The 21,557-nt window shown below is 35.4% G+C and carries 13 protein-coding genes, 3 rRNA genes and 1 pseudogene; 12 read left to right on the top strand and 5 right to left on the bottom strand.

Annotated features, from left to right (window positions below; genetic code table 11):
- The first annotated feature begins 65 nt into the window (after positions 1-65).
- From glsA to ACWJJ2_RS18845, 5 genes and pseudogenes are all read left to right on the top strand, one after another.
- Positions 66-983, top strand: a complete 918-nt coding sequence (gene glsA / locus ACWJJ2_RS18825) for a glutaminase A (protein ID WP_216304465.1) — start codon at positions 66-68, stop codon at positions 981-983.
- A gap of 87 nt (positions 984-1,070) precedes the next feature.
- On the top strand, positions 1,071-2,480 hold the full coding sequence (locus ACWJJ2_RS18830) for an alanine/glycine:cation symporter family protein (RefSeq protein ID WP_462952834.1): 1,410 nt from the start codon (positions 1,071-1,073) through the stop codon (positions 2,478-2,480).
- Positions 2,481-2,726: 246 nt separating this feature from the next.
- Entirely contained in the window at positions 2,727-3,890 is a 1,164-nt protein-coding gene (locus ACWJJ2_RS18835; RefSeq protein ID WP_462953667.1) for a class I SAM-dependent methyltransferase, read from the top strand.
- Between the two features lie 170 nt (positions 3,891-4,060).
- Entirely contained in the window at positions 4,061-4,864 is an 804-nt protein-coding gene (locus ACWJJ2_RS18840; protein WP_165414415.1) for a pyruvate, water dikinase regulatory protein, read from the top strand.
- Between the two features lie 498 nt (positions 4,865-5,362).
- Positions 5,363-6,310: pseudogene (locus ACWJJ2_RS18845) on the top strand (L-lactate dehydrogenase).
- 403 nt (positions 6,311-6,713) lie between these two features.
- Here ACWJJ2_RS18845 and ACWJJ2_RS18850 read toward each other — a convergent pair.
- The 3 genes from ACWJJ2_RS18850 to ACWJJ2_RS18860 all read right to left on the bottom strand — a co-directional run bounded on the left by ACWJJ2_RS18850 (position 6,714) and on the right by ACWJJ2_RS18860 (position 9,438).
- Positions 6,714-7,493, bottom strand: a complete 780-nt coding sequence (locus ACWJJ2_RS18850; protein WP_462953668.1) for an IS3 family transposase — start codon at positions 7,491-7,493, stop codon at positions 6,714-6,716.
- A gap of 74 nt (positions 7,494-7,567) precedes the next feature.
- On the bottom strand, positions 7,568-8,251 hold the full coding sequence (locus ACWJJ2_RS18855; RefSeq protein WP_258280590.1) for a helix-turn-helix domain-containing protein: 684 nt from the start codon (positions 8,249-8,251) through the stop codon (positions 7,568-7,570).
- 113 nt (positions 8,252-8,364) lie between these two features.
- Complete coding sequence (locus ACWJJ2_RS18860; RefSeq protein WP_216304472.1) at positions 8,365-9,438, bottom strand: tetratricopeptide repeat-containing glycosyltransferase family 2 protein; 1,074 nt, start codon at positions 9,436-9,438, stop codon at positions 8,365-8,367.
- A 229-nt stretch (positions 9,439-9,667) separates the two neighbouring features.
- Between ACWJJ2_RS18860 and ACWJJ2_RS18865 the strand changes: the two genes are divergently transcribed.
- On the top strand, positions 9,668-11,062 hold the full coding sequence (locus ACWJJ2_RS18865; RefSeq protein ID WP_462952837.1) for a glycosyltransferase: 1,395 nt from the start codon (positions 9,668-9,670) through the stop codon (positions 11,060-11,062).
- A gap of 259 nt (positions 11,063-11,321) precedes the next feature.
- Positions 11,322-11,504 (top strand): hypothetical protein, encoded by a 183-nt coding sequence (locus ACWJJ2_RS18870; protein WP_165414411.1) that lies wholly within the window; start codon positions 11,322-11,324, stop codon positions 11,502-11,504.
- Positions 11,505-11,679: 175 nt separating this feature from the next.
- Here the strand turns inward: ACWJJ2_RS18870 and ACWJJ2_RS18875 are convergent, their stop codons facing one another.
- Positions 11,680-13,542, bottom strand: coding sequence for a beta-N-acetylhexosaminidase (locus tag ACWJJ2_RS18875; RefSeq protein ID WP_462953669.1), 1,863 nt, complete (start codon positions 13,540-13,542; stop codon positions 11,680-11,682).
- 966 nt (positions 13,543-14,508) lie between these two features.
- On the opposite strand from ACWJJ2_RS18875, the gene ACWJJ2_RS18880 reads away from it, so the two are divergent.
- From ACWJJ2_RS18880 to rrf, 3 genes are all read left to right on the top strand, one after another.
- A 16S ribosomal RNA gene (locus ACWJJ2_RS18880) occupies positions 14,509-16,026 on the top strand.
- A 292-nt stretch (positions 16,027-16,318) separates the two neighbouring features.
- Positions 16,319-19,244: ribosomal RNA gene (locus tag ACWJJ2_RS18885) — 23S ribosomal RNA — on the top strand.
- Between the two features lie 116 nt (positions 19,245-19,360).
- Positions 19,361-19,477, top strand: a 5S ribosomal RNA gene (gene rrf / locus ACWJJ2_RS18890).
- The 16S, 23S and 5S rRNA genes sit together here, the layout of an rRNA operon.
- Positions 19,478-19,639: 162 nt before the next feature.
- On the opposite strand, the gene ACWJJ2_RS18895 is transcribed toward rrf, so the two are convergent.
- Positions 19,640-19,747 (bottom strand): hypothetical protein, encoded by a 108-nt coding sequence (locus ACWJJ2_RS18895; protein ID WP_216301808.1) that lies wholly within the window; start codon positions 19,745-19,747, stop codon positions 19,640-19,642.
- A 272-nt stretch (positions 19,748-20,019) separates the two neighbouring features.
- Here ACWJJ2_RS18895 and pdxS point away from each other — a divergent pair, with 272 nt between their 5' ends.
- Together pdxS and pdxT are read left to right on the top strand one after the other, a co-directional pair.
- Entirely contained in the window at positions 20,020-20,889 is an 870-nt protein-coding gene (pdxS, locus tag ACWJJ2_RS18900) for a pyridoxal 5'-phosphate synthase lyase subunit PdxS (RefSeq protein ID WP_216301614.1), read from the top strand.
- Positions 20,890-20,891: 2 nt separating this feature from the next.
- Positions 20,892-21,479, top strand: coding sequence for a pyridoxal 5'-phosphate synthase glutaminase subunit PdxT (gene pdxT, locus ACWJJ2_RS18905; RefSeq protein ID WP_216301615.1), 588 nt, complete (start codon positions 20,892-20,894; stop codon positions 21,477-21,479).
- The last annotated feature ends 78 nt before the right edge of the window (positions 21,480-21,557 follow it).

Genomic DNA, 21,557 nt, shown 5'->3' on the forward strand with positions numbered 1-21,557 from the left:
AGTAATATAAATAAAAAAATATTAAATATGAAGATGAGAAAAACAACTTAAAGAGGGGGTTGTAAATGCAATCAATATTAAGAACAGCAATTGAAAACAGTAAAAAAATTACGAAAGATGGACAAGTAGCAACGTATATTCCTGAACTTGCAAAGGGGGATAGAGATGCTCTTGGAGCATGTATATTTGACATATGCGGTAATATTATTGTAGAAGGTGACTACCTAACAAAGTTCACTATTCAAAGTGTATCAAAGGTGGTAATCCTTATATGTGCTCTTATTGATAATGGAAAGGATGTAGTTTTTTCTAAAGTAGGTAAGGAACCTTCAGCGGACCCATTTAATTCATTGGTTAAGTTAGAAATGAAGGAGACACATAAACCATCAAATCCGTTTATAAATGCAGGTGCAATAGTTTGTACATCCCTTGTGGAAGGAGATAATGGGATAGAAAAATTCAGTAAAATTCACAATATGATGAAAAAATTAGCAAATAATAATGACATTGAGGTGAATTATTCAGTTTATAACTCTGAAAAATTAACTGGGAATACAAACAGAGCTATTGCTTACTATCTAAAGGGAGCAGGCATAATTGAAAAGGATGTAGAAGACGTATTAGACGCATACTTTAAATGCTGCTCAGTTGAGGTAGTTGTTGAGGATATAGCAAGAATGGCATCAGTAATTGCAAACAATGGAGTAGCACCATGGTCAAATGAACGGTTAATTCCAGAGTACATCAATAAAATAGTTAAGGCTATTATGATGACCTGTGGATTATACGACAGATCCGGAGAATTTTGTATTGAGGTTGGTGTTCCTGCTAAAAGCGGAGTAGGGGGATGTATTATGGCTGTTGTTCCAAACCGTATGGGAATAGCAGTTGTAGGGCCAGCACTTGATAATTACGGAAATAGTATTGCTGGAACGAGAGTTCTAGAAGAACTTTCTAAAGAACTCAATCTAAGTATCTTCTGAATTTTGTAATAAAATACATAATAAGGTATGGTGTAGAAAAAAATTATTATATTTCAGTATTTAAATTATTAGAAGGAGTGTGACAAAATGTTAAATTTATTAAATTCTATTGTAACATCAGTTAATAACATACTTTGGTCTTACGTGCTCATAATTTTACTTATAAGTATTGGAGCATATTTTACTATTCATCTTAAGTTTCCACAGTTTAGATTTTTCTCTCATACATTTAAACTTCTTAGGAATGGTAGAAAAACCTCAGATGGCGAGGAAGGTGTGGCGGTATCATCGTTTCAGGCATTCTGTATAAGTGTTGCTTCTCATGTTGGTACTGGAAATCTTGCGGGGGTTGCAATAGCCGTAACAGTTGGAGGTCCAGGAGCAGTTTTCTGGATGTGGGTTATAGCTCTTTTAGGTGCAGGCTCAAGCTTTGTTGAAAATACATTAGCACAGATTTATAAAGTAAAGGGTGAAAACGGATACAAGGGTGGCCCTGCATACTATATGGAAAAAGCGCTTGGCAAACGAAAACTTGGTATAGTATTCTCAGTACTTATAACTATATCCTTTGGACTTGTATTTAATTCGGTTCAGGCAAATACTGTAACATTAGCTTTTGAAGGAGCTTTTGGTATTACAAGATTCTGGGGGGGCATGATCCTGGTAGGACTTACTGCTTTAGTTATATTTGGTGGCGTTAAGAGGATAGCAAAAGTTGCAGAGATTCTAGTGCCAGTTATGGCTGTAGCCTATGTATTTGTTGCATTCTTTGTAATTTTCAAAAATATAGCTCAAGTTCCAGCTGTATTTAAAATGATTTTTCAAGGTGCTTTTGGTTTAAAGCAATTTACAGGCGGTGGAATTGGTGCAGCGATTATGATGGGTATTAAAAGAGGACTATTCTCAAATGAAGCAGGTATGGGAAGTGCTCCAAATGCAGCAGCTACAGCAGATGTAAGTCATCCTGTTAAACAGGGTATTGTGCAAGTATTTGGGGTTTTCCTAGATACTATAGTAATATGTAGTGCAACAGCATTTATCGTTTTGGTTTCTGGCGAACATTTAAACGAAGGACTTACAGGAATAGAACTGACACAAGCAGCATTAACATCGCAGGTAGGTGAATGGGGGAACATATTTATAGCTGTATGCATTTTCATGTTTGCGTGGAGTTCTATAATTGGAAACTATTATTATGGTGAATCAAATATTGAGTTTATGAATGGAAATAAAATATGGCTTACTACTTTTAGAGTAGGTGTACTTGGTATGGTATTTTGGGGATCAATGTCTTCAATAAGTATTGTATGGAATATGGCAGATTTATTTATGGGAGCAATGGCACTCATAAATCTTGTTGTTATTTTCAAATTAAGTAAGGTGCTTCCAAAGGTAATTAAGGATTATGCAATTCAGATTAAACAAGGCAAAGATCCAGTATTTCATGCGGATTCTATTGATGGACTTACCAATACTGAGTGTTGGAATAAGGATTAGTAGGGAATTCTAATAGCATATTTTAAATCGGTTATTGAACAGGCCATATACGGTGTATATTTTAGTATATGGTCTGTTTTTATATATTATAAAAAAAATTCTTTATAAATATTAGGGAAGCAAGATTTTTCATATCATAAATTTTATTGGAATTATTTTTAAAAGTGTTAGAATTAATTAACTTGGTATATAATGATATTATTAGATAGAAAAGTAGTTTTAAAATAAATTATAAGGTGTGTTGACATGGAAGAGTTAAGAAGCGCGATTAATGAAATATTAAAGCAAGATATTTTAAAATTAGTTATTAGTAATAAAATGAATAAAGATGTACAGTATAATAAAATAACATTCGTATTGAAAGAAGATGATGTAAAGCAATATTATCAAATAGAAAAAAACACCGATAAGCAAGCTTTCCATGAGAATATTACTATAGATGTTTTAGGAGAAAAAATACTAGAATATGTATCAGCGAGTTATAAACAAGTAGATGCTTGGTCAAATACAATTACATTTGATTTGAAAATATCTAAAAAAGGTAAAATTCATTTAGGGAAGAAAAAAAGTGATAATGTAAAAATTGCTAATAAAGGACATAACAAAGAAAAAAATTATATTCTTAAAGAGGGTATGATAATAGAGCCTCTTATAGATTTAGGCATTTTTACAAAAGAAGGCAGGGTTGTTAATTCAAAATATGATAAGTATAAGCAAATAAATAAGTTTGTTGAAATTATTGATGATGAAATTAAGAAGAATGATTTTAAAGAACTTACTATATTAGATTTTGGATGTGGAAAATCTTACTTAACATTTGTATTATATTATTACTTTGTTGAAATCAAAAAAATCAATGTGAAAATGATAGGACTTGATCTTAAGGAGGATGTAATTAAAGAATGTAATGACATATCTAAAAGATACAATTATGAAAACTTACATTTTGAGCTAGGGGATATAAATGGATTTAAATATGATAATAAAGTTGATATGGTAATTACATTACATGCGTGCGATACAGCTACTGATTATGCTTTATATAATGCGATAAAGTGGAATAGTAATATGATTTTCTCTGTTCCTTGCTGCCAACATGAATTCAATAGCCAAATTAAAACAGAGTCATTATCGATACTAACAAAGTATGGAATAGTACAAGAAAGGGTTTCGGCACTTATGACAGATTCAGTAAGAGCAAATCTTTTAGAAAGCGTCGGATATAAAAGTCAGCTTCTAGAATTTATAGATATATCACACTCTCCTAAAAACATATTAATTAGAGCTTCAAAAGCTAATATATCTAAGGATAAAAAAGAGAAAGCATTATCTGAAGTTAATATTTTAATGAACCAATTTAATTTAAATTCAACATTATTTAATTTATTAAAAAAAGATAATTTAATTTAAATTATATCGATTAATATGGATAACATAATGATAGCTTAATCAATCTAATTTAAATTCAACATTCTTTAATTTGTTTTAAAAATATAATTTTAATTTATTTTTTATATTAAGAGACGATAAGCTAGAGTGCTGAAAAAAATTTATAAAAAGAGAGTAGATGAGATGAAAAAATGTTAACAATATATGCGGTATCGGATTCAATAGGAGAAACAGCGGAACTTGTGGCTAAATCAGTAGCGAGTCAGTTTCCAGATAGTGTAATAGTGAAAAAAACACCACATATTAAAACAGCTGAGGATGTTAATTATTTTATTAGCAAAATAGATAGGGATTCAAAAGTAATGATTATTTCGACCATTATTATGGTAGATGTAAAAGAATTTTTAGTACAAAGATGTGTAGAAAAAGGAATATTTGTATCGAATGTTTTAGGACCAGGGATAGGACTAGCTTCTAAGTTATTAAATAAACAGCCAGAATACATTCCAGGAGCAATATGGAAAATGGATAAGGATTATTATAAAAGAATAGAAGCTATGGAGTTTGCTATGCAATATGATGATAGCAGGGATTATGATGGGATAAAACATGCGGACGTAGTGCTTATTGGTGTTTCAAGAACTTCAAAAACCCCATTGTGTATGTATTTAGCTAATAAAGGAATTAAAGCTATAAATATACCGTTAGTACCTGAAGTTCCTGTTCCAGAAGAACTATATAACATTCCTGGAAGGAAGATCATAGGGCTTAAAATAAATCCTTTTGAGCTTATTGAAATAAGAAAAAATAGAATTGGTAAATTCAATGGGCTTAATGCTAACTTTCAATATGCTAATGATTCAAGAATATTAGATGAGTTAGATTATGCTGAAAAAATAATGAAAAAAACAAGGTGTTTAACAATTGATGTTACTAAAAGAGCTATAGAAGATACGGCTTTAATTATTATGAAAAGTATAGGGTATGATCAATAGTATTTTTAATGCTTTATTTAATAATAGTAATATTTTTAAATAAATGCTTTGCTGTGTAATAATTTTACTTAAAATAAAAAATTTGTATTTCGTGTGTGAATTTTATGATACATTAATAGCATAGTAAAAAAATATAAACTAAATGTTAAAAGGGAGTAGCTGCCTATATTGGTGATAAAGTCAACATACCGACCTTTTGGTCTGGCTTTATGGTGGCTGAGTTCATTCAAGTTAGACTTTTAACACAATGGTTTTATCGTTGCATGTAAGGTCTTTTTTAGTATAATCATTTATGCTAAAGAAGATTTTAAGCAGGATAGAATTTCATTGTGTTGAAGGTCTTTTTATTTATAAATTTTAATTTAAAGGGAGGGCATCAAACGGCGATATTTATTAAAGCATTATTACTTACTTAATCGGTGTCCATTTCAGAAACAATATTATTAGCTATTAATTATTATATAGTATATAATGGTAACAAAGAAAGGAAGTTTTTGTATGAGGACAAGAGGAAATAAAATATCTATAATTGGAGCAGGTTTTGTAGGTTCTACTACGGCATTTGCTTTAATGACTGGAGGATTAGCATCTGAAATTGTAATTGTAGATATAAATAAGGAAAAAGCTGAGGGCGAGGCAATGGATTTATCACATGGAGCTTCCTTCGTAAGGCCTATTGAAATAACGTCTGGAGAGTATTCAGACACAAAGGATTCAGATATAGTAATTATTACAGCTGGAATTGGTCAAAAGCCAGGAGAAACAAGGCTTACCTGTATTTCGAAAAATTTAAAAATATTTCAAAGTATAGTTCCGGAAGTTGTAAAATTCAGTCCCAATTCTATATTATTGGTAGTGTCAAACCCCGTGGATGTATTGACTTATATAACCTATAAGCTTTCAGGATTTCCAAGCAACAGAGTAATTGGGTCGGGGACGGTTCTTGATACTTCGAGATTTAAATACCTGCTTAGTCAGCATTTTGAAATTGACGCTAGAAATATACATACCTATATAATGGGTTAACATGGGGATTCAGAAATTGCTACTTGGAGTTTAACTAGTATTGCGGGTATGAATGTTGATGAGTACTGTGATATGTGTCCTAAAAAATGTGGTGGAGAGATGAAGTTTGATATATATAAGGAAGTAAAAGAAGCAGCCTATACTATTATTAAAAAAAAGGGTGCAACATATTATGCTGTTGCCCTAGCCATAAAAAGAATAGTTGAAGCAATATTAAGCAATGAGAACTCTATTCTTACAGTATCATCTCTGCTAAAGGGTGAATATGGAATCCAGGACATTTATATGGGAGTTCCAACAATTTTAGGTAGAGAAGGGGTAAAAAAAATACTACAAGTCAAACTCAATGAGGATGAAACAGATAAACTTTTGGAATCTTCAAAGGTGCTGAAGACAGTTATAAAAGATTCCAAAATATAAGGTTGAGGCATCCGAAATAAAATAACAAGTAAAAAATTGCCGAATTTCATTTTAGAATAATTAAATAGGATTATGAATATAAAAAGAATCTTTTCTGAATAGTTAAGATTTTTTTTGTGCTAAATTTTTAACGTAACCCATCTCCTATAACACTTTTAGGCATAATATTATTCTCATTTGAACAAATATTAAGCCAACTATTACCCTTTATAAATGTGCCAGTGCCGATAGGGACATAACTGATGTTACTTATTTTATTATCTTCTTGAATTATAGAATTGTTGCCAGAACTATAAAATAATTTTGATAAAGGGAACCCATATTGAACTGCCCCCTGTCAAGTAGACAGTGGAAATAATTAAAGATTTTATGTAAGGCGTCTATCATTTGGTAGGCGCTTTATTTATGCTGCATTACCTAATAGATATCGCTGATATTCCATTGGTGTCATGCACTTTAAACGTTTAATCGATTTCTTTAAGCTTTCATAGTCTTCAAATTTATGAAGATAATACATTTCTGTTTTTAAGATTCCCCAAAATCCTTCCATTGGACCATTATCAATACAATGCCCAACCCTCGACATGCTCTGTATCATTCCAGCTTTTTTTAGTTTTTCTTTAAATATTTTTGAAGTATACTGGAAACCTCGGTCACTATGAAATATTGGTTTAGCATCAGGGTATACTTTAACAGCAAGATTAAAGGTTTGATAAACCAATTGGTTATTATTAGAATGACCAATGACATATGAAACAATACTTCTATCACCTAAATCAAATATTGCACTTAGATAAGCCTTTTGTCCACTTCTCCCATATTTAAACTCGGTTACATCTGTAAGCCATTTTTTATTGACTTGTTCTGCTTTAAAATTTCTATCCAAAATATTTTCTGCAGTAACTTCAGGAGTTGACTTAATATAATTATATCTTTTTTTTCTGCATACGGATTTTAATCCTAATATCTGCATCAGACGATAAATTCGTTTATAATTAACTTTTTTATTATATTCTCTACGGATTTTAATCGTCATCTGGCGATAGCCTAAGATACCGTCTTTTTCCTCATATAACTCACAAATAAGCTTTAATAATTCTTCGTTTTTCAATACTCGGTTACTTTTTTCTCTGTGTAGCCATTTATAATATGCAGAATGGCTAACGCCGCCTATAATGCACAACTCAGTTATAGGAAATTTATCTTTGTTAGATAATTCTTGGATTGCAAGATAAGTATCTTCGTATCTAGCTTCGCTTAATATCGCCTTCTTTCTATCTCTTGGATTTTTTTTAGAAGAGCATTCTCCATCCGTAATCTTCTATTTTGTGCTTCTAAAAGCTTGTATTGAGCTTTTAGCTTTTCATCTTCTGTCATTAACTCTTCAGCCTTTGGCTTTCCACGTCGGTCCAAAAGCCCTTCAATACCAAACTGATTATACTTCTTCATCCAGGTATAAATCTGAGGATAAGATACCTTATATTTTTCAACAGTTTTATTATAACTGTTATTGTTTTCAATACAGTACTTTATGATTTCAATGCGTTCAATATAAGAAGTTTTGCGTCCTTTGGTCATGATTATTTTTCCTCCTGTTCCAGAAGATTTTATGTTTTCATGACCATTATACTTCTTTATCCAATTGCATAAAACTGTATTTGACGAAATATGATACTTAATGCATAAATCATTCAGTGAGCCATGCCCATCAAGATATTCTTTTACAATGTTAATCTTGATTTTGGCAGTATAAGAAGTATTTTTGCTAGAATGTTTTAACCCAGCTTCACCTTCTGATTTATATCGTATTACCCATTTTTGAAAAGAACTCTTATGTACTTGAAGTTTGTTGCATAAACTTAACATACTAGCTTTTCCATTTAAATATGATGTTACAGCCTTAATTTTTTGTTGGTCTGATATAGTTGATTTTCTTCCCATAAAAAAATAGCCCTCCTTATAGTAAACAGTTTTATTATTTTAACTGTCTACCATAAGGGGAGCATATCATATAATGTTACCTCAATTTTGGGATATATTTTAAAGGTAATAATTTATATAGCAGTACTTTCAAAATAATCTCTATTTGAAAGTACCGCTGGAGAATCAGGCTTATATTCAGCCGCTTTATTATTATATTTAATTGACTCTGCTCTACTTCCTAACCTGTCATAACAAACACATAGTTGTAAATTGGGTATATATCCCCAATAATCATGAGATATAAAGCCCCAACTATTAACTGGCTTATTAAGTTCTGATGCGAGCTTATACCAAAAAATAGCCTTGTTATAATCGGAAATCTCAAAATAGTAGGTTCCTATAGTACAGCATATTTCAGCTCTTGGAGTATCATATTCAAAGCTTCTAAGTAGTATTTTTAGCATGGCTTTTTTATCACCTATAATGTTATAACAGTTAGAAAGATCAAAGCAGGCACTTATATTATCCTCTACCCAGCCCTTTTCTGTGTCTAAAAATTCATTGAAATATTTTATTGCTTCTTCAAAAAATCCATTTTGATGTAATTCCCTGGAATAATAGAAGAGTCCTCTTGGTGTTAAAGATTGCCCATCTGACAGCAATTTTTTATAAATAGATATATTTCTACCTTGTACTGCGGCATGTTCTTTTCTATGTGTTATGCAAACATCGGCGTTTATAATATTTCCTCCCATTACTAGGCATTCATGAACAGGTTCTGTCCATTTACAATTATTTATTCTTTTTGACAAGCGTTCTCTAAAATATGATAAGGTAACTGTTCCATTTTCATCAAAGCCTACGTTATACATCATCATAACATTATCTACATCTAGAGTTAAGCTTTGCTTAAGTTGTTTAAATTTTTTTATATCTTCTTCGAGAATGATATCATCAGCGTCTAGCCAAAGAATATAATCCATTTTTGCTTTAGAAAAAGAAAAATTTCTAGCAGCAGAGAAATCATCAATCCACTGGAAATTAAAAAAATCATCTGTATATTCTTGTGCAATTTTTTTTGTGTTATCTGTGGAGCCAGTGTCAACTATTATTATTTCGTCAACAATATCCTTAATACAGTCAAGACACCTACCTAAAACATCTTCCTCATTTTTTACAATCATACATAAACTAATAGTTACCATATAAGATATAAGCCTCCTAAAACAAATTTACAGTATATAATATGCTGTGGGTTGGAATAGGGAGCATATTTAAAAATAAATTATAAAATGTAACTAAGGTTATGAAAATCATTTTTAAGGCCATTAGAATGCATTTATAAATAGGATAGGTACACTTTTTAATAATAAGCGTAATATGTAATTGAAGCATAATTTGCTGTGACTAAGTGATCGAGGAAGGGATAAAGTAATGATTGAGAATAGGAAAACTTCAATAATAATTTTAACTTACAACAATCTTATTTACAATCACAAATGCGTTGATAGCATAAGGAAATACACTAAAGAGAATACCTACGAAATAATTGTTGTAGATAATAATTCTACTGATGGGACAAGAGAATGGCTTAAAGACCAGAAGGATATAAAATCTATTTTAAATGATGAAAATGTAGGTTTTCCAAAGGGCTGTAATATTGGAATAGCTGCATCAGGCAAAGAAAATGATATTTTGTTTTTGAATAATGATACGGTAGTTACTCCAAGGTGGCTTGATAATCTTAAAATATGTCTTTACAGTGATGATAAAGTTGGAGCAACTTCATCTATAACTAATAATTGTTCTAATTATCAGTCTGTAAGTGTGCCTTATAGTGATGTTAAAGATATGATTCCATTCGCTGAGGCTAATAATGTTTCAAACCCCGAGAAATGGGAGGGGAAAGTAAGGCTTGTGGCATTTTGCATGCTTATAAGGAGAGATGTTCTTAACAAGATTGGCGTTATGGATGAGCAATTTTCACCTGGAAATTTTGAAGATGATGATTTATGCATGAGAATTATAGAATCGGGATATAAGATGATGCTTTGTAATGACAGCTTCATACACCATTTTGGCAGTTCATCTTTTAATAAAGATTATACTGAATTTAATAATGTACTAACGACAAATCGTAAAAAAATTGAGGATAAGTGGGGGTTTAACTCTAACGTAGGCAGCACATTAAAATTTGACATAATACAGCGTATAGATGAGCCAAAAGAAAATGGTCTAAATATTCTTGAGTTTGACTGTGGGCTAGGTGCTACACTACTTAAGTTGAAATATATGTACCCTAACGCTGATATATATGGTATAGAGACAAATGAGCATGTAGCGAGGCTAGGTGGAAAAATTCTAGAGTTAATAACTGATGATTTTGAAGAAAATTATAGCATGAACTTTAAAAAAGACAAGACAAATTTTTTTGATTATATAATTCTTGGCAATAGACTTCAACTAAGTAAAGACCCTTGGACATTACTAAATGAAATAAAAAAATTTTTGAAGCCTGGGGGATATATAATTGCGACTATTCCTAACTTAATGCATCATTCAGTTATAAAAGAGTTATTAAGAGGAAGCTTTATGTACAGCGGAAATTCTATTTTAAATAGAAATAATAATAAGTTTTTTACTTTAACAGATATATGCAAAATATTCGATGAGTGTGGGTATAGTAATCCATATATATTTCATTATCGTACTGAATTAACACCGGAAGATGATCAGCTATTAAATAATATTTGTGGTATTGTTGGTAAAGATATGAAAGAGTATTTCTTATCTTACGAGTATGTAGCTAAATATCAAAAAAATGTATAGTGTGCAGAGATTGACAACTATGTTGGCAGTCTCTATTTTTTAGCAAGGAGAAAATTGGCATAGTGTAATTGTTAGACTTTTTTCGTTTTATAGAAATATTTATGACTATCTGAGGCTAAGCTAGTTTATTTTTGTTGCAAATTGTCGTATGGTGTATAATGATTAATGTAAACAAAACTGGATATAATTACAAAAATAAATATTAAAGATTATCAGGTGGCAAAATTAAATACCAAGTGGTTAAAGGAAGGTAGTAAAAATGTATAAACATGAAATATTATTTCAAGATTATTTAGAACTAAAAAGTAAAGAATCAAAAGATTGTATTATGGGTTTTCAAGAATACAATGAGCCTGGGAAAGATATAGAAATTAAAGTTAATTTAATAAATGGCGACTGGTTAAGGGTTTATTATAATGATAGCGATATAGATTGGTGTTAAAAAATAATGTAGCTATTATATTAGAGTCAGTTGTTTGTAAACAGTCTGAAACATAAAAATAATCCTCCCAATTTGGGAGGATTATTTTTATGTTAAGATAAACCAAAGAAATACCTTAATTTTTTTATAGATAACATAACTTATTAGCAAGCTACCTTATTAGCAAGCTACCTTATTAGCAAGCTACCAAGCATATTCCCCTTAAGTATCTACAAGTATAAACTATGATTTCTCTAATTCTATATAGTTCACTTTCCTTATTTCGTGCCCTCCAGATTTTTGCATAATCACAGAACCATACTTCGAGATTTTCTGCGAGATCCATTGGACTAAATACTGTATCTACATCATTTTTAGAATACTCATTCTTCAAAAGATTTAGGAAAAAGCTATTCACAAGTTGTATTGCCCTTGCTGAAACAATAAATTCTTGCAGATCAAAGGTGTTTATGCACACTTTTTTAGACAATGTAGTAAACTTATTTTCTATTTCACAAGCTATGTCATAACCAGCTAAAATCTTTTTCCAATCAAGCTCGCTGAAACTTTCTTTAATATCTGAATTTTTACTATGATTTTCTTTCCATTCGACTAGTTCATACCAGCCTACGATCTGCTCCTTGGATAATTTATTAAGTAGAGACACGAGTTCAAGTGAGTCATCACCATACTCTATTAAGGACAACGCTTTAAATACATTTTCAAACTCTTTCTCGCCATCTGGGTTCCATGATAAGGACGCTCCGTATGCCATGCCTGGAATTGAGCTACTTAAAAAATTTATATGACCAAAATCTCCCCAGTCAGTATTGAGAACGCCTGTTGCACCATATTTAACACCATAGGCTACCATTCTTTTAATATTCTCAAAACCCTTATCGACTTTGTTCACTAGTTGATTCCATCCCCATACACCTGGGCACACGTACTGCTCCATACCTGACTCAGTTATTGCTTTTGTGCCATCCTCTTTGGCATTTTCGTTATAGTCCCAATTAAGACATATGGCATCCTTACTTATATTATTTAAAAGTTCAGGATGATGTAAAATCACATCCCCCCAGAACATAACCTTCTTGCCTTTTTTCTTGACTATATCTATTACTTTGTTCAAAAATTCAACATACAACATTCCAACCCCAACTTCATCGGCTTTGGCTTTACTTTTACCCTTTCCTAAATCAAAGGTTTCATCACAGCATATATTGAATGTGTCTGAGCTAAATAGCGGTATATATTGCATTAGCATTTCTTCAACTAGTTTTATGCTACCTTCATTAGTTGCATCCAGTGTGTGTGAAACCATTCTATGACCAAAAGAGTACTCGCCTCCCTCACTGTTTTCTAGCTCACACAATTCATTGAAGGACTTTGACCTAAGCACCTCATACATATGCCCGAAGGTAGACAAGGATGGGATTAATTCAACATGCCTTTTTTTGCAATATTGGTCAAGTATTAATATTTCCTCCGCTGTTAGTGGATCTTTGTCCATCCATATTTCACTCATGCCTTTAAATGCAAAAGTATGTTCTATATACAATTGCAACTGATTAATTTTATAAAAAGCTGCCCTGTCAACTAGTTCCATAAGCATTTCAAGTGTTGGTACCTTGCCTCTTGTAACATCATGATAGAACCCACGGTTAGTAAAATATGGCTCGTCTTCAATTTTGAGATTTGGAAGTAAAGTTCCATTTTGCCTAATAATTTGTCTAAATGTCTGTACTCCATAAAATATGCCTATGGAAGTAGCAGCACATATTTCGATGCAGGTTCCACCAATAATTAAGGTGTAAGCCTCTTTTGGACCTGATACTTTTTTAAATCTAATTACGGTTTTATCATTATGGCAATCAAAGGCCTTATTTATTACTAATTTGAAGCCTAATTGTTGCTGAATTTCATCTTGTAATACAATCGCGGCATTTAAGTCATCAAAATCACATTGGTAATCTAAGACTATCTCCGTATCACGTCTAAGTTGCAATGTACCTTTATTTAGTTCTAATTGTTTTGGACTTGGTATTAAAAACATATTGTACACTCCCTAAATTTTGTTTGATTAGAATCCGGGTTACTAGCCCTTAACTAGGGTAATAAATCCCGATTTTACTGAGTATTATAGAGAAAAATATCTATAAAATAAAAGCATCCATTTTATAATAGTTTTGCGATAAACTTTATATAAAAAGATGCTAATAAAATGAACAAAAAATATTTTAAATCAAACTCTTACCTACTTCTCTACGCTATACCATATTGGAGAAGAAATCAATAGACTTATAGATAATAAAAAAATTACCAAAAGCAATTAATAACAAGGATACGGTTTCAAGCCATAGTCTAAGACTTAGAAGTGTTTATATTAACATTTGTGTAAAAATAAACTACATATATAGTAAAAGCGTATATGTTAACTTTCTACATTATATGTGTCTATTATAAATGCATCTTGTTAAAAGAAATAAAAAATGTGTTATCAATATATAAAACGGTAAGATATTATATATTGATACTAATAGAGTTGATTTTGAAATGTATTGATAATACTTAGCCATGTGTATCTGGATGCGAAATATTGAATTATTTAGACTTACATGTAGAAAAATGAATATAATCTAGCTAGAGTACCTATATTGTGAAATTATGACCTTATTTATATGATAGAATACTCCTTGTCGTCACAAACGAGTGGCACGATAAGCTAACTGTTGATAACTATTTAGTATGTTTTCAAATGAAAATAAATTAAAAAAATGTTGACAAAACAAGAAATACCTAGTAATATAGTAGAAGTCGTCACATGATGACAAAGCGAATTGGTCTTTGAAAATTAAACAGAGAAATAGGTAAAGATAGCGAAATAATATTTCGTTAAACCAGTTAATTACTTTAGTATAAAGTAAAATTTAGTCGTAAGACTAAAAGTATGTAATGAGCTTGCGTAACAACTTAACAGTTGTCGCAGATTAATCATTTCAACTAAAAAAGTGTAAACTTTTAAATTGAGAGTTTGATCCTGGCTCAGGACGAACGCTGGCGGCGTGCCTAACACATGCAAGTCGAGCGATGAAACCTTTCGGGGTGGATTAGCGGCGGACGGGTGAGTAACACGTGGGTAACCTGCCTCAAAGAGGGGAATAGCCTCCCGAAAGGGAGATTAATACCGCATAATATGTTTTGGTCGCATGATCGAAACATCAAAGGATTTTTCTTCGGAAAATTCCACTTTGAGATGGACCCGCGGCGCATTAGCTAGTTGGTGAGGTAACGGCTCACCAAGGCGACGATGCGTAGCCGACCTGAGAGGGTGATCGGCCACATTGGAACTGAGACACGGTCCAGACTCCTACGGGAGGCAGCAGTGGGGAATATTGCGCAATGGGGGAAACCCTGACGCAGCAACGCCGCGTGAATGATGAAGGCCTTCGGGTTGTAAAGTTCTGTCTTCTGGGACGATAATGACGGTACCAGAGGAGGAAGCCACGGCTAACTACGTGCCAGCAGCCGCGGTAATACGTAGGTGGCAAGCGTTGTCCGGATTTACTGGGCGTAAAGGATGCGTAGGCGGACATTTAAGTCAGATGTGAAATACCCGAGCTTAACTTGGGTGCTGCATTTGAAACTGGGTGTCTAGAGTGCAGGAGAGGTAAGTGGAATTCCTAGTGTAGCGGTGAAATGCGTAGAGATTAGGAAGAACACCAGTGGCGAAGGCGACTTACTGGACTGTAACTGACGCTGAGGCATGAAAGCGTGGGGAGCAAACAGGATTAGATACCCTGGTAGTCCACGCCGTAAACGATGAATACTAGGTGTCGGGGGTCGAACCTCGGTGCCGCCGTTAACACATTAAGTATTCCGCCTGGGGAGTACGATCGCAAGATTAAAACTCAAAGGAATTGACGGGGGCCCGCACAAGCAGCGGAGCATGTGGTTTAATTCGAAGCAACGCGAAGAACCTTACCTAGACTTGACATCCCCTGCATAACCCAGAGATGGGCGAAGTCCTTCGGGACAGGGTGACAGGTGGTGCATGGTTGTCGTCAGCTCGTGTCGTGAGATGTTGGGTTAAGTCCCGCAACGAGCGCAACCCTTATCATTAGTTGCTACCATTAAGTTGAGCACTCTAGTGAGACTGCCCGGGTTAACCGGGAGGAAGGTGGGGATGACGTCAAATCATCATGCCCCTTATGTCTAGGGCTACACACGTGCTACAATGGTGAGTACAAAGAGATGCAAGACCGCAAGGTGGAGCCAAACTCAAAAACTCATCCCAGTTCGGATTGTAGGCTGCAACTCGCCTACATGAAGCCGGAGTTGCTAGTAATCGCGAATCAGCATGTCGCGGTGAATACGTTCCCGGGCCTTGTACACACCGCCCGTCACACCATGAGAGTTGGTAACACCCGAAGTCCGTGAGGTAACCGTAAGGAGCCAGCGGCCGAAGGTGGGATTGATGATTGGGGTGAAGTCGTAACAAGGTAGCCGTAGGAGAACCTGCGGCTGGATCACCTCCTTTCTAGGGAGTAGATGTATTGACTTCGGTCGATGCAATAGAAGAATATTAATTTGTTCTTCAAAAATATCTATTGTAATTAATCGTACCTAGTTCTCTGTTTAATTTTGAGAGACTAATTTTATCTAACTCTTAGGAGTTAGATAATGAATAGTTTTTCTTAAAATGTTCTTTGAAAATTGCACAGTGAAAAAAGTTGTTTTAAAAAAATTAAAACTACGCAAGTAGTTTATAAATTAATTTAATACAATTTCGCAAAATTAATATAACCGTCTATGTAAATAGACAGAATCAAGGTCAAGCTACAAAGGGCGCATGGCGAATGCCTTGGCACTAGGAGCCGAAGAAGGACGCGTTAAGCTGCGATAAGCTTTGGGTAGGCGCAAATAGCCTGTGATCCAAAGATTTCCGAATGGGGGAACCCACATAGTAACAACTATGTACTGCATACTGAATAAATAGGTATGCAGAGGTAGACCCGGGGAACTGAAACATCTAAGTACCCGGAGGAAGAGAAAGAAACATCGATTTCCTAAGTAGCGGCGAGCGAAAGGGAAAGAGCCCAAACCCAGGTCTTTGATCTGGGGGTTGAGGATAGATCATAAATACTGCAATTCCTTAATTGAAGATAGCTGGAAAGCTGCTCCGCAGAAGGTAATAGGCCTGTAAATGAAAAGGAAGAACAGTCAGATCTAATCCAGAGTACCACGAGACACGTGAAACCTTGTGGGAAGCTGGGAGGACCACCTCCCAAGGCTAAATACTACCTAGTGACCGATAGTGAAGAAGTACCGTGAGGGAAAGGTGAAAAGAACCCCGGAAGGGGAGTGAAATAGAACCTGAAACCGTGTGCCTACAACCGGTCGAAGCACTTTATATGTGTGACGGCGTGCTTTTTGTAGAACGAGCCAACGAGTTACGATATGTAGCAAGGTTAAGTACTTAAGGTACGGAGCCGAAGGGAAACCAAGTCTGAATAGGGCGCATAGTTGCATGTCGTAGACCCGAAACCGGGTGACCTATCCATGGCCAGGATGAAGCGGAAGTAAAATTCCGTGGAGGTCCGAACCACGTTGGTGTTGAAAAACCATGGGATGAGCTGTGGATAGCGGAGAAATTCCAATCGAACTCGGAGATAGCTGGTTCTCCTCGAAATAGCTTTAGGGCTAGCGTCGATTAATTGAGTAATGGAGGTAGAGCACTGAATGGGCTAGGGGCTGACAACAGTTACTGAACCCTATCAAACTCCGAATGCCATATACTTTTATTTCGGCAGTCAGACTGCGAATGATAAGATCCGTAGTCAAAAGGGAAACAGCCCAGACCATCAGCTAAGGTCCCAAAGTGTAAGTTAAGTGGAAAAGGATGTGGGATTTCTAAGACAACTAGGATGTTGGCTCAGAAGCAGCCACTCATTTAAAGAGTGCGTAATAGCTCACTAGTCAAGAGATCCTGCGCCGAAGATGTCCGGGGCTAAAACTTACCACCGAAGCTATGGGTGTACACAATTGTGTACGCGGTAGAGGAGCTTTCTGTACTGGCTGAAGTCATACCGTAAGGAGTGGTGGACGGTACAGAAGTGAGAATGTTGGCATGAGTAGCGAGAGTTAAGTGAGAATCTTAACGGTCGAAAACCTAAGGTTTCCTGAGGAAGGCTCGTCCTCTCAGGGTTAGTCGGGACCTAAGCCGAGGCCGAAAGGCGTAGGTGATGGACAATCGGTTGATATTCCGATACCACCAATGGACGTTATTAGAAATGGGATGACGCAGGAGGATAAGATGTGCACACTATTGGATGTGTGTCTAAGCATTTAGGCGGAGCAAGCAGGCAAATCCGTTTGCTCTTAACGCTGAGATGTGATGGGGAAGGGAATTTATTCCCGAAGTATCTGATTCCACGCTGCCAAGAAAAGTCTCTATCGAGGATATTGGTGCCCGTACCGCAAACCGACACAGGTAGGTGAGGAGAGAATCCTAAGACCATCGGAAGAATTGTTGTTAAGGAACTCGGCAAATTGACCCCGTAACTTCGGGAGAAGGGGTGCCTACGTAAGTAGGTCGCAGAGAATAGGCCCAAGCAACTGTTTAGCAAAAACACAGGTCTCTGCTAAAGCGAAAGCTGATGTATAGGGGCTGACGCCTGCCCGGTGCTGGAAGGTTAAGGGGATTACTTAGCGCAAGCGAAGGTATGAACTTAAGCCCCAGTAAACGGCGGCCGTAACTATAACGGTCCTAAGGTAGCGAAATTCCTTGTCGGGTAAGTTCCGACCCGCACGAATGGCGTAATGATTTGGGCACTGTCTCAACAACACATCCGGCGAAATTGTAGTGCAAGTGAAGATGCTTGCTACCCGCGATTGGACGGAAAGACCCCGTAGAGCTTTACTGTAGCTTAGCATTGAATTTCGGTATTGTCTGTACAGGATAGGTGGGAGACTGAGAAACATGGGCGTCAGCCTGTGTGGAGTCATCCTTGGGATACCACCCTGACAGTACTGAGGTTCTAACTGGAGGCCATGAATCTGGTCACAGGACATTGTTAGGTGGGCAGTTTGACTGGGGCGGTCGCCTCCAAAAAAGTAACGGAGGCGCCCAAAGGTTCCCTCAGCGCGGTTGGAAATCGCGCGAAGAGTGCAAAGGCAGAAGGGAGCCTGACTGCGACACTTACAAGTGGAGCAGGGACGAAAGTCGGGCTTAGTGATCCGGTGGTACCTCGTGGGAGGGCCATCGCTCAACGGATAAAAGCTACCTCGGGGATAACAGGCTGATCTCCCCCAAGAGTCCACATCGACGGGGAGGTTTGGCACCTCGATGTCGGCTCGTCGCATCCTGGGGCTGAAGTAGGTCCCAAGGGTTGGGCTGTTCGCCCATTAAAGCGGCACGCGAGCTGGGTTCAGAACGTCGTGAGACAGTTCGGTCCCTATCCGTCGCGGGCGTAGGAAATTTGAAGGGAGCTGTCCTTAGTACGAGAGGACCGGGATGGACAAACCTCTGGTGCACCAGTTGTCACGCCAGTGGCATCGCTGGGTAGCTATGTTTGGAAGGGATAAACGCTGAAAGCATCTAAGCGTGAAGCCCACCCTGAGATGAGATTTCCCATAACTCGCACGTAAGTGCGATGTTAGTAAGACTCCTGGAAGACCACCAGGTTGATAGGTTAGAGGTGTAAGCATGGTAACATGTTCAGCTGACTAATACTAATAAGTCGAGGGCTTGACCTAAATATATAATTAAAAGTAATGCGAAATACTTCTTTCGTAAGAAAGAAGCGAGGCTTTGAGCGTGAGCGAAAAGACTAATTCACTGTGCAATTTTCAGAGAATATTTATATTCTCAATCTGGTGATTATGGCATGAAGGTAACACCCGTTCCCATACCGAACACGAAGGTTAAGCTTCAATGCGCCGATGGTACTGCAGGGGTGACCTTGTGGAAGAGTAGGTTGTCGCCAGGTAAGAAAAAACCACTAAGTTTAACTTAGTGGTTTTTATTTTGGTGAAATATATTATAAGGTGATTGTCAGTCAGCTTATAATATAACAAGTGAAGACACTAATAAAAGGAGCTTGACCGAAAATGGTTAAGCTCCTTCTATTAGTGCGCCAGGTACGGGGCAATTAGCTTCTTCTATTAATATCACTAAATAAAGCATTTAGTGAAGCCGTATCAATATTCGCAGAAATACCAACCCTAAAATACCTTTGTCCATTGTATTCTATTTGTATATAAGTGGAAGTTTATTGCCGGGATGGTAACTATATTTTTATCTATTTCAACATTTTGATAGTAAAGTGAATTTATACTGGACCAACACTACAACTCATAATATGAGCTCCCCTTGTTTAATTTATTTAATGATTATTTGCCATTAGTAAAATAGTTTAATGTAAAGCTTTTTTTATTTACCGCTTAGACTATAAGTGTATCCATACACTATCATATGCTATATGCATATGGTATACTTTTACTATTAAATAAATTTTTGGGAGGTTATTCTATGGAAAGATATGAAATTAATAAAAATTTAGCTCAAATGTTAAAGGGCGGAGTAATAATGGACGTTGTGAATGTGGAACAGGCAATAATTGCAGAAAAGGCAGGGGCTTGTGCGGTAATGGCACTAGAGAGAGTACCATCAGATATTAGAAAAGAGGGTGGTGTGGCTAGAATGTCTGACCCTAGAATGATTAAAGAAATAAAGGCAGCCGTTTCTATTCCAGTAATGGCTAAAGGTAGGATAGGACATTTTGTTGAGGCACAAATTTTGCAGGAAATAGGGGTAGATTTTATAGATGAAAGTGAAGTTTTGACTCCAGCAGATGAGCAGTATCATATAAATAAATGGAATTTTAAAGTTCCTTATGTTTGTGGAGCAAGAAATTTAGGAGAGGCACTAAGAAGGATTGGAGAAGGTGCTGCAATGATAAGAACAAAAGGTGAAGCAGGCACAGGAAATGTAGTAGAAGCTGTCAGGCACATGAGATGTATAATGGATGAAATTAGAAAAGTGAAAAATGCTCCAAAAGAAGAGCTAATGACAATTGCTAAAGACTTTGGTGCCCCAATTAATTTAATTGAATATGTATGGGAAAATGGTAAACTTCCAGTAGTAAATTTCGCTGCAGGTGGAATAGCAACGCCAGCTGATGCAGCACTCATGATGCAACTTGGGGCAGAAGGAGTTTTTGTTGGTTCAGCAATATTTAAAGCGGAAAATCCACAGGCTGTAGCAAAAGCTATAGTTTTAGCAACTACATACTATAATGATCCAAAAGTTATAGCAGAAGTTTCTGAAAACCTTGGAGAAGCAATGAGTGGCCTAGAAATAAGTGAGATTAAAGAGAAGTTTTCAGAAAGAGGATGGTAAAATTGAGAATTGGAGTTTTATCACTTCAGGGTGGTGTAATAGAACATATAAATCATATTAATAAGCTTGGTCATGAAGCTGCAGAGATTAAGAAAATTGAGGATATCAAAGATATACAAGGGATCATTTTACCAGGTGGGGAAAGTACAACGATAGGGAAAATTTTAAAGGAAAGAAATATGATTATGCCTTTAAGAGAAAAAATACTCTCAGGATTACCTGTGTGGGGAACTTGTGCTGGTATGATACTACTTGCTAAATACATTGAGGGAACAGACAATGAATATCTTAAAATTATGGATATAAAAGTAAAAAGAAATGCCTACGGAAGCCAAATCGATAGCTTTAAAAGGAGTGTTGTAATCGATAAGATTTCAAGTGAGCCATTGCCACTAGTTTTTATTCGAGGTCCATTAATTACAGAAGTTTCGAGCGATGTTAAAATAATATGTACTCTTGATGGGAAAATTGTAGCAGCAAAACAAAATAATATGTTTGCTACGTCTTTCCATCCGGAACTTACTGATAGCTTAGAAGTTCATAAATATTTCATAAAAATGTGCAGCTCTAATAATACAAAGCTTTATTAATAAATTAATATTATTCCCATACATTTTAAGTTTCGAACTTATTTGAAAATTAAAATGTATGGGATGTCTATTTATACT

The sequence above is a fragment of the Clostridium sp. CM039 genome, assembly GCF_055081075.1.

Bases quoted from the DNA above. Each gene is read 5' to 3' on its own strand.
- glsA (WP_216304465.1), top strand. From the start codon at position 66: ATGCAATCAATATTAAGAACAGCAATTGAAAACAGTAAAAAAATTACG.
- ACWJJ2_RS18830 (WP_462952834.1), top strand. From the start codon at position 1,071: ATGTTAAATTTATTAAATTCTATTGTAACATCAGTTAATAACATACTT.
- ACWJJ2_RS18835 (WP_462953667.1), top strand. From the start codon at position 2,727: ATGGAAGAGTTAAGAAGCGCGATTAATGAAATATTAAAGCAAGATATT.
- ACWJJ2_RS18840 (WP_165414415.1), top strand. From the start codon at position 4,061: ATGTTAACAATATATGCGGTATCGGATTCAATAGGAGAAACAGCGGAA.
- ACWJJ2_RS18855 (WP_258280590.1), bottom strand. From the start codon at position 8,251: ATGGGAAGAAAATCAACTATATCAGACCAACAAAAAATTAAGGCTGTA.
- ACWJJ2_RS18860 (WP_216304472.1), bottom strand. From the start codon at position 9,438: ATGGTAACTATTAGTTTATGTATGATTGTAAAAAATGAGGAAGATGTT.
- ACWJJ2_RS18865 (WP_462952837.1), top strand. From the start codon at position 9,668: ATGATTGAGAATAGGAAAACTTCAATAATAATTTTAACTTACAACAAT.
- ACWJJ2_RS18870 (WP_165414411.1), top strand. From the start codon at position 11,322: ATGTATAAACATGAAATATTATTTCAAGATTATTTAGAACTAAAAAGT.
- ACWJJ2_RS18875 (WP_462953669.1), bottom strand. From the start codon at position 13,542: ATGTTTTTAATACCAAGTCCAAAACAATTAGAACTAAATAAAGGTACA.
- pdxS (WP_216301614.1), top strand. From the start codon at position 20,020: ATGGAAAGATATGAAATTAATAAAAATTTAGCTCAAATGTTAAAGGGC.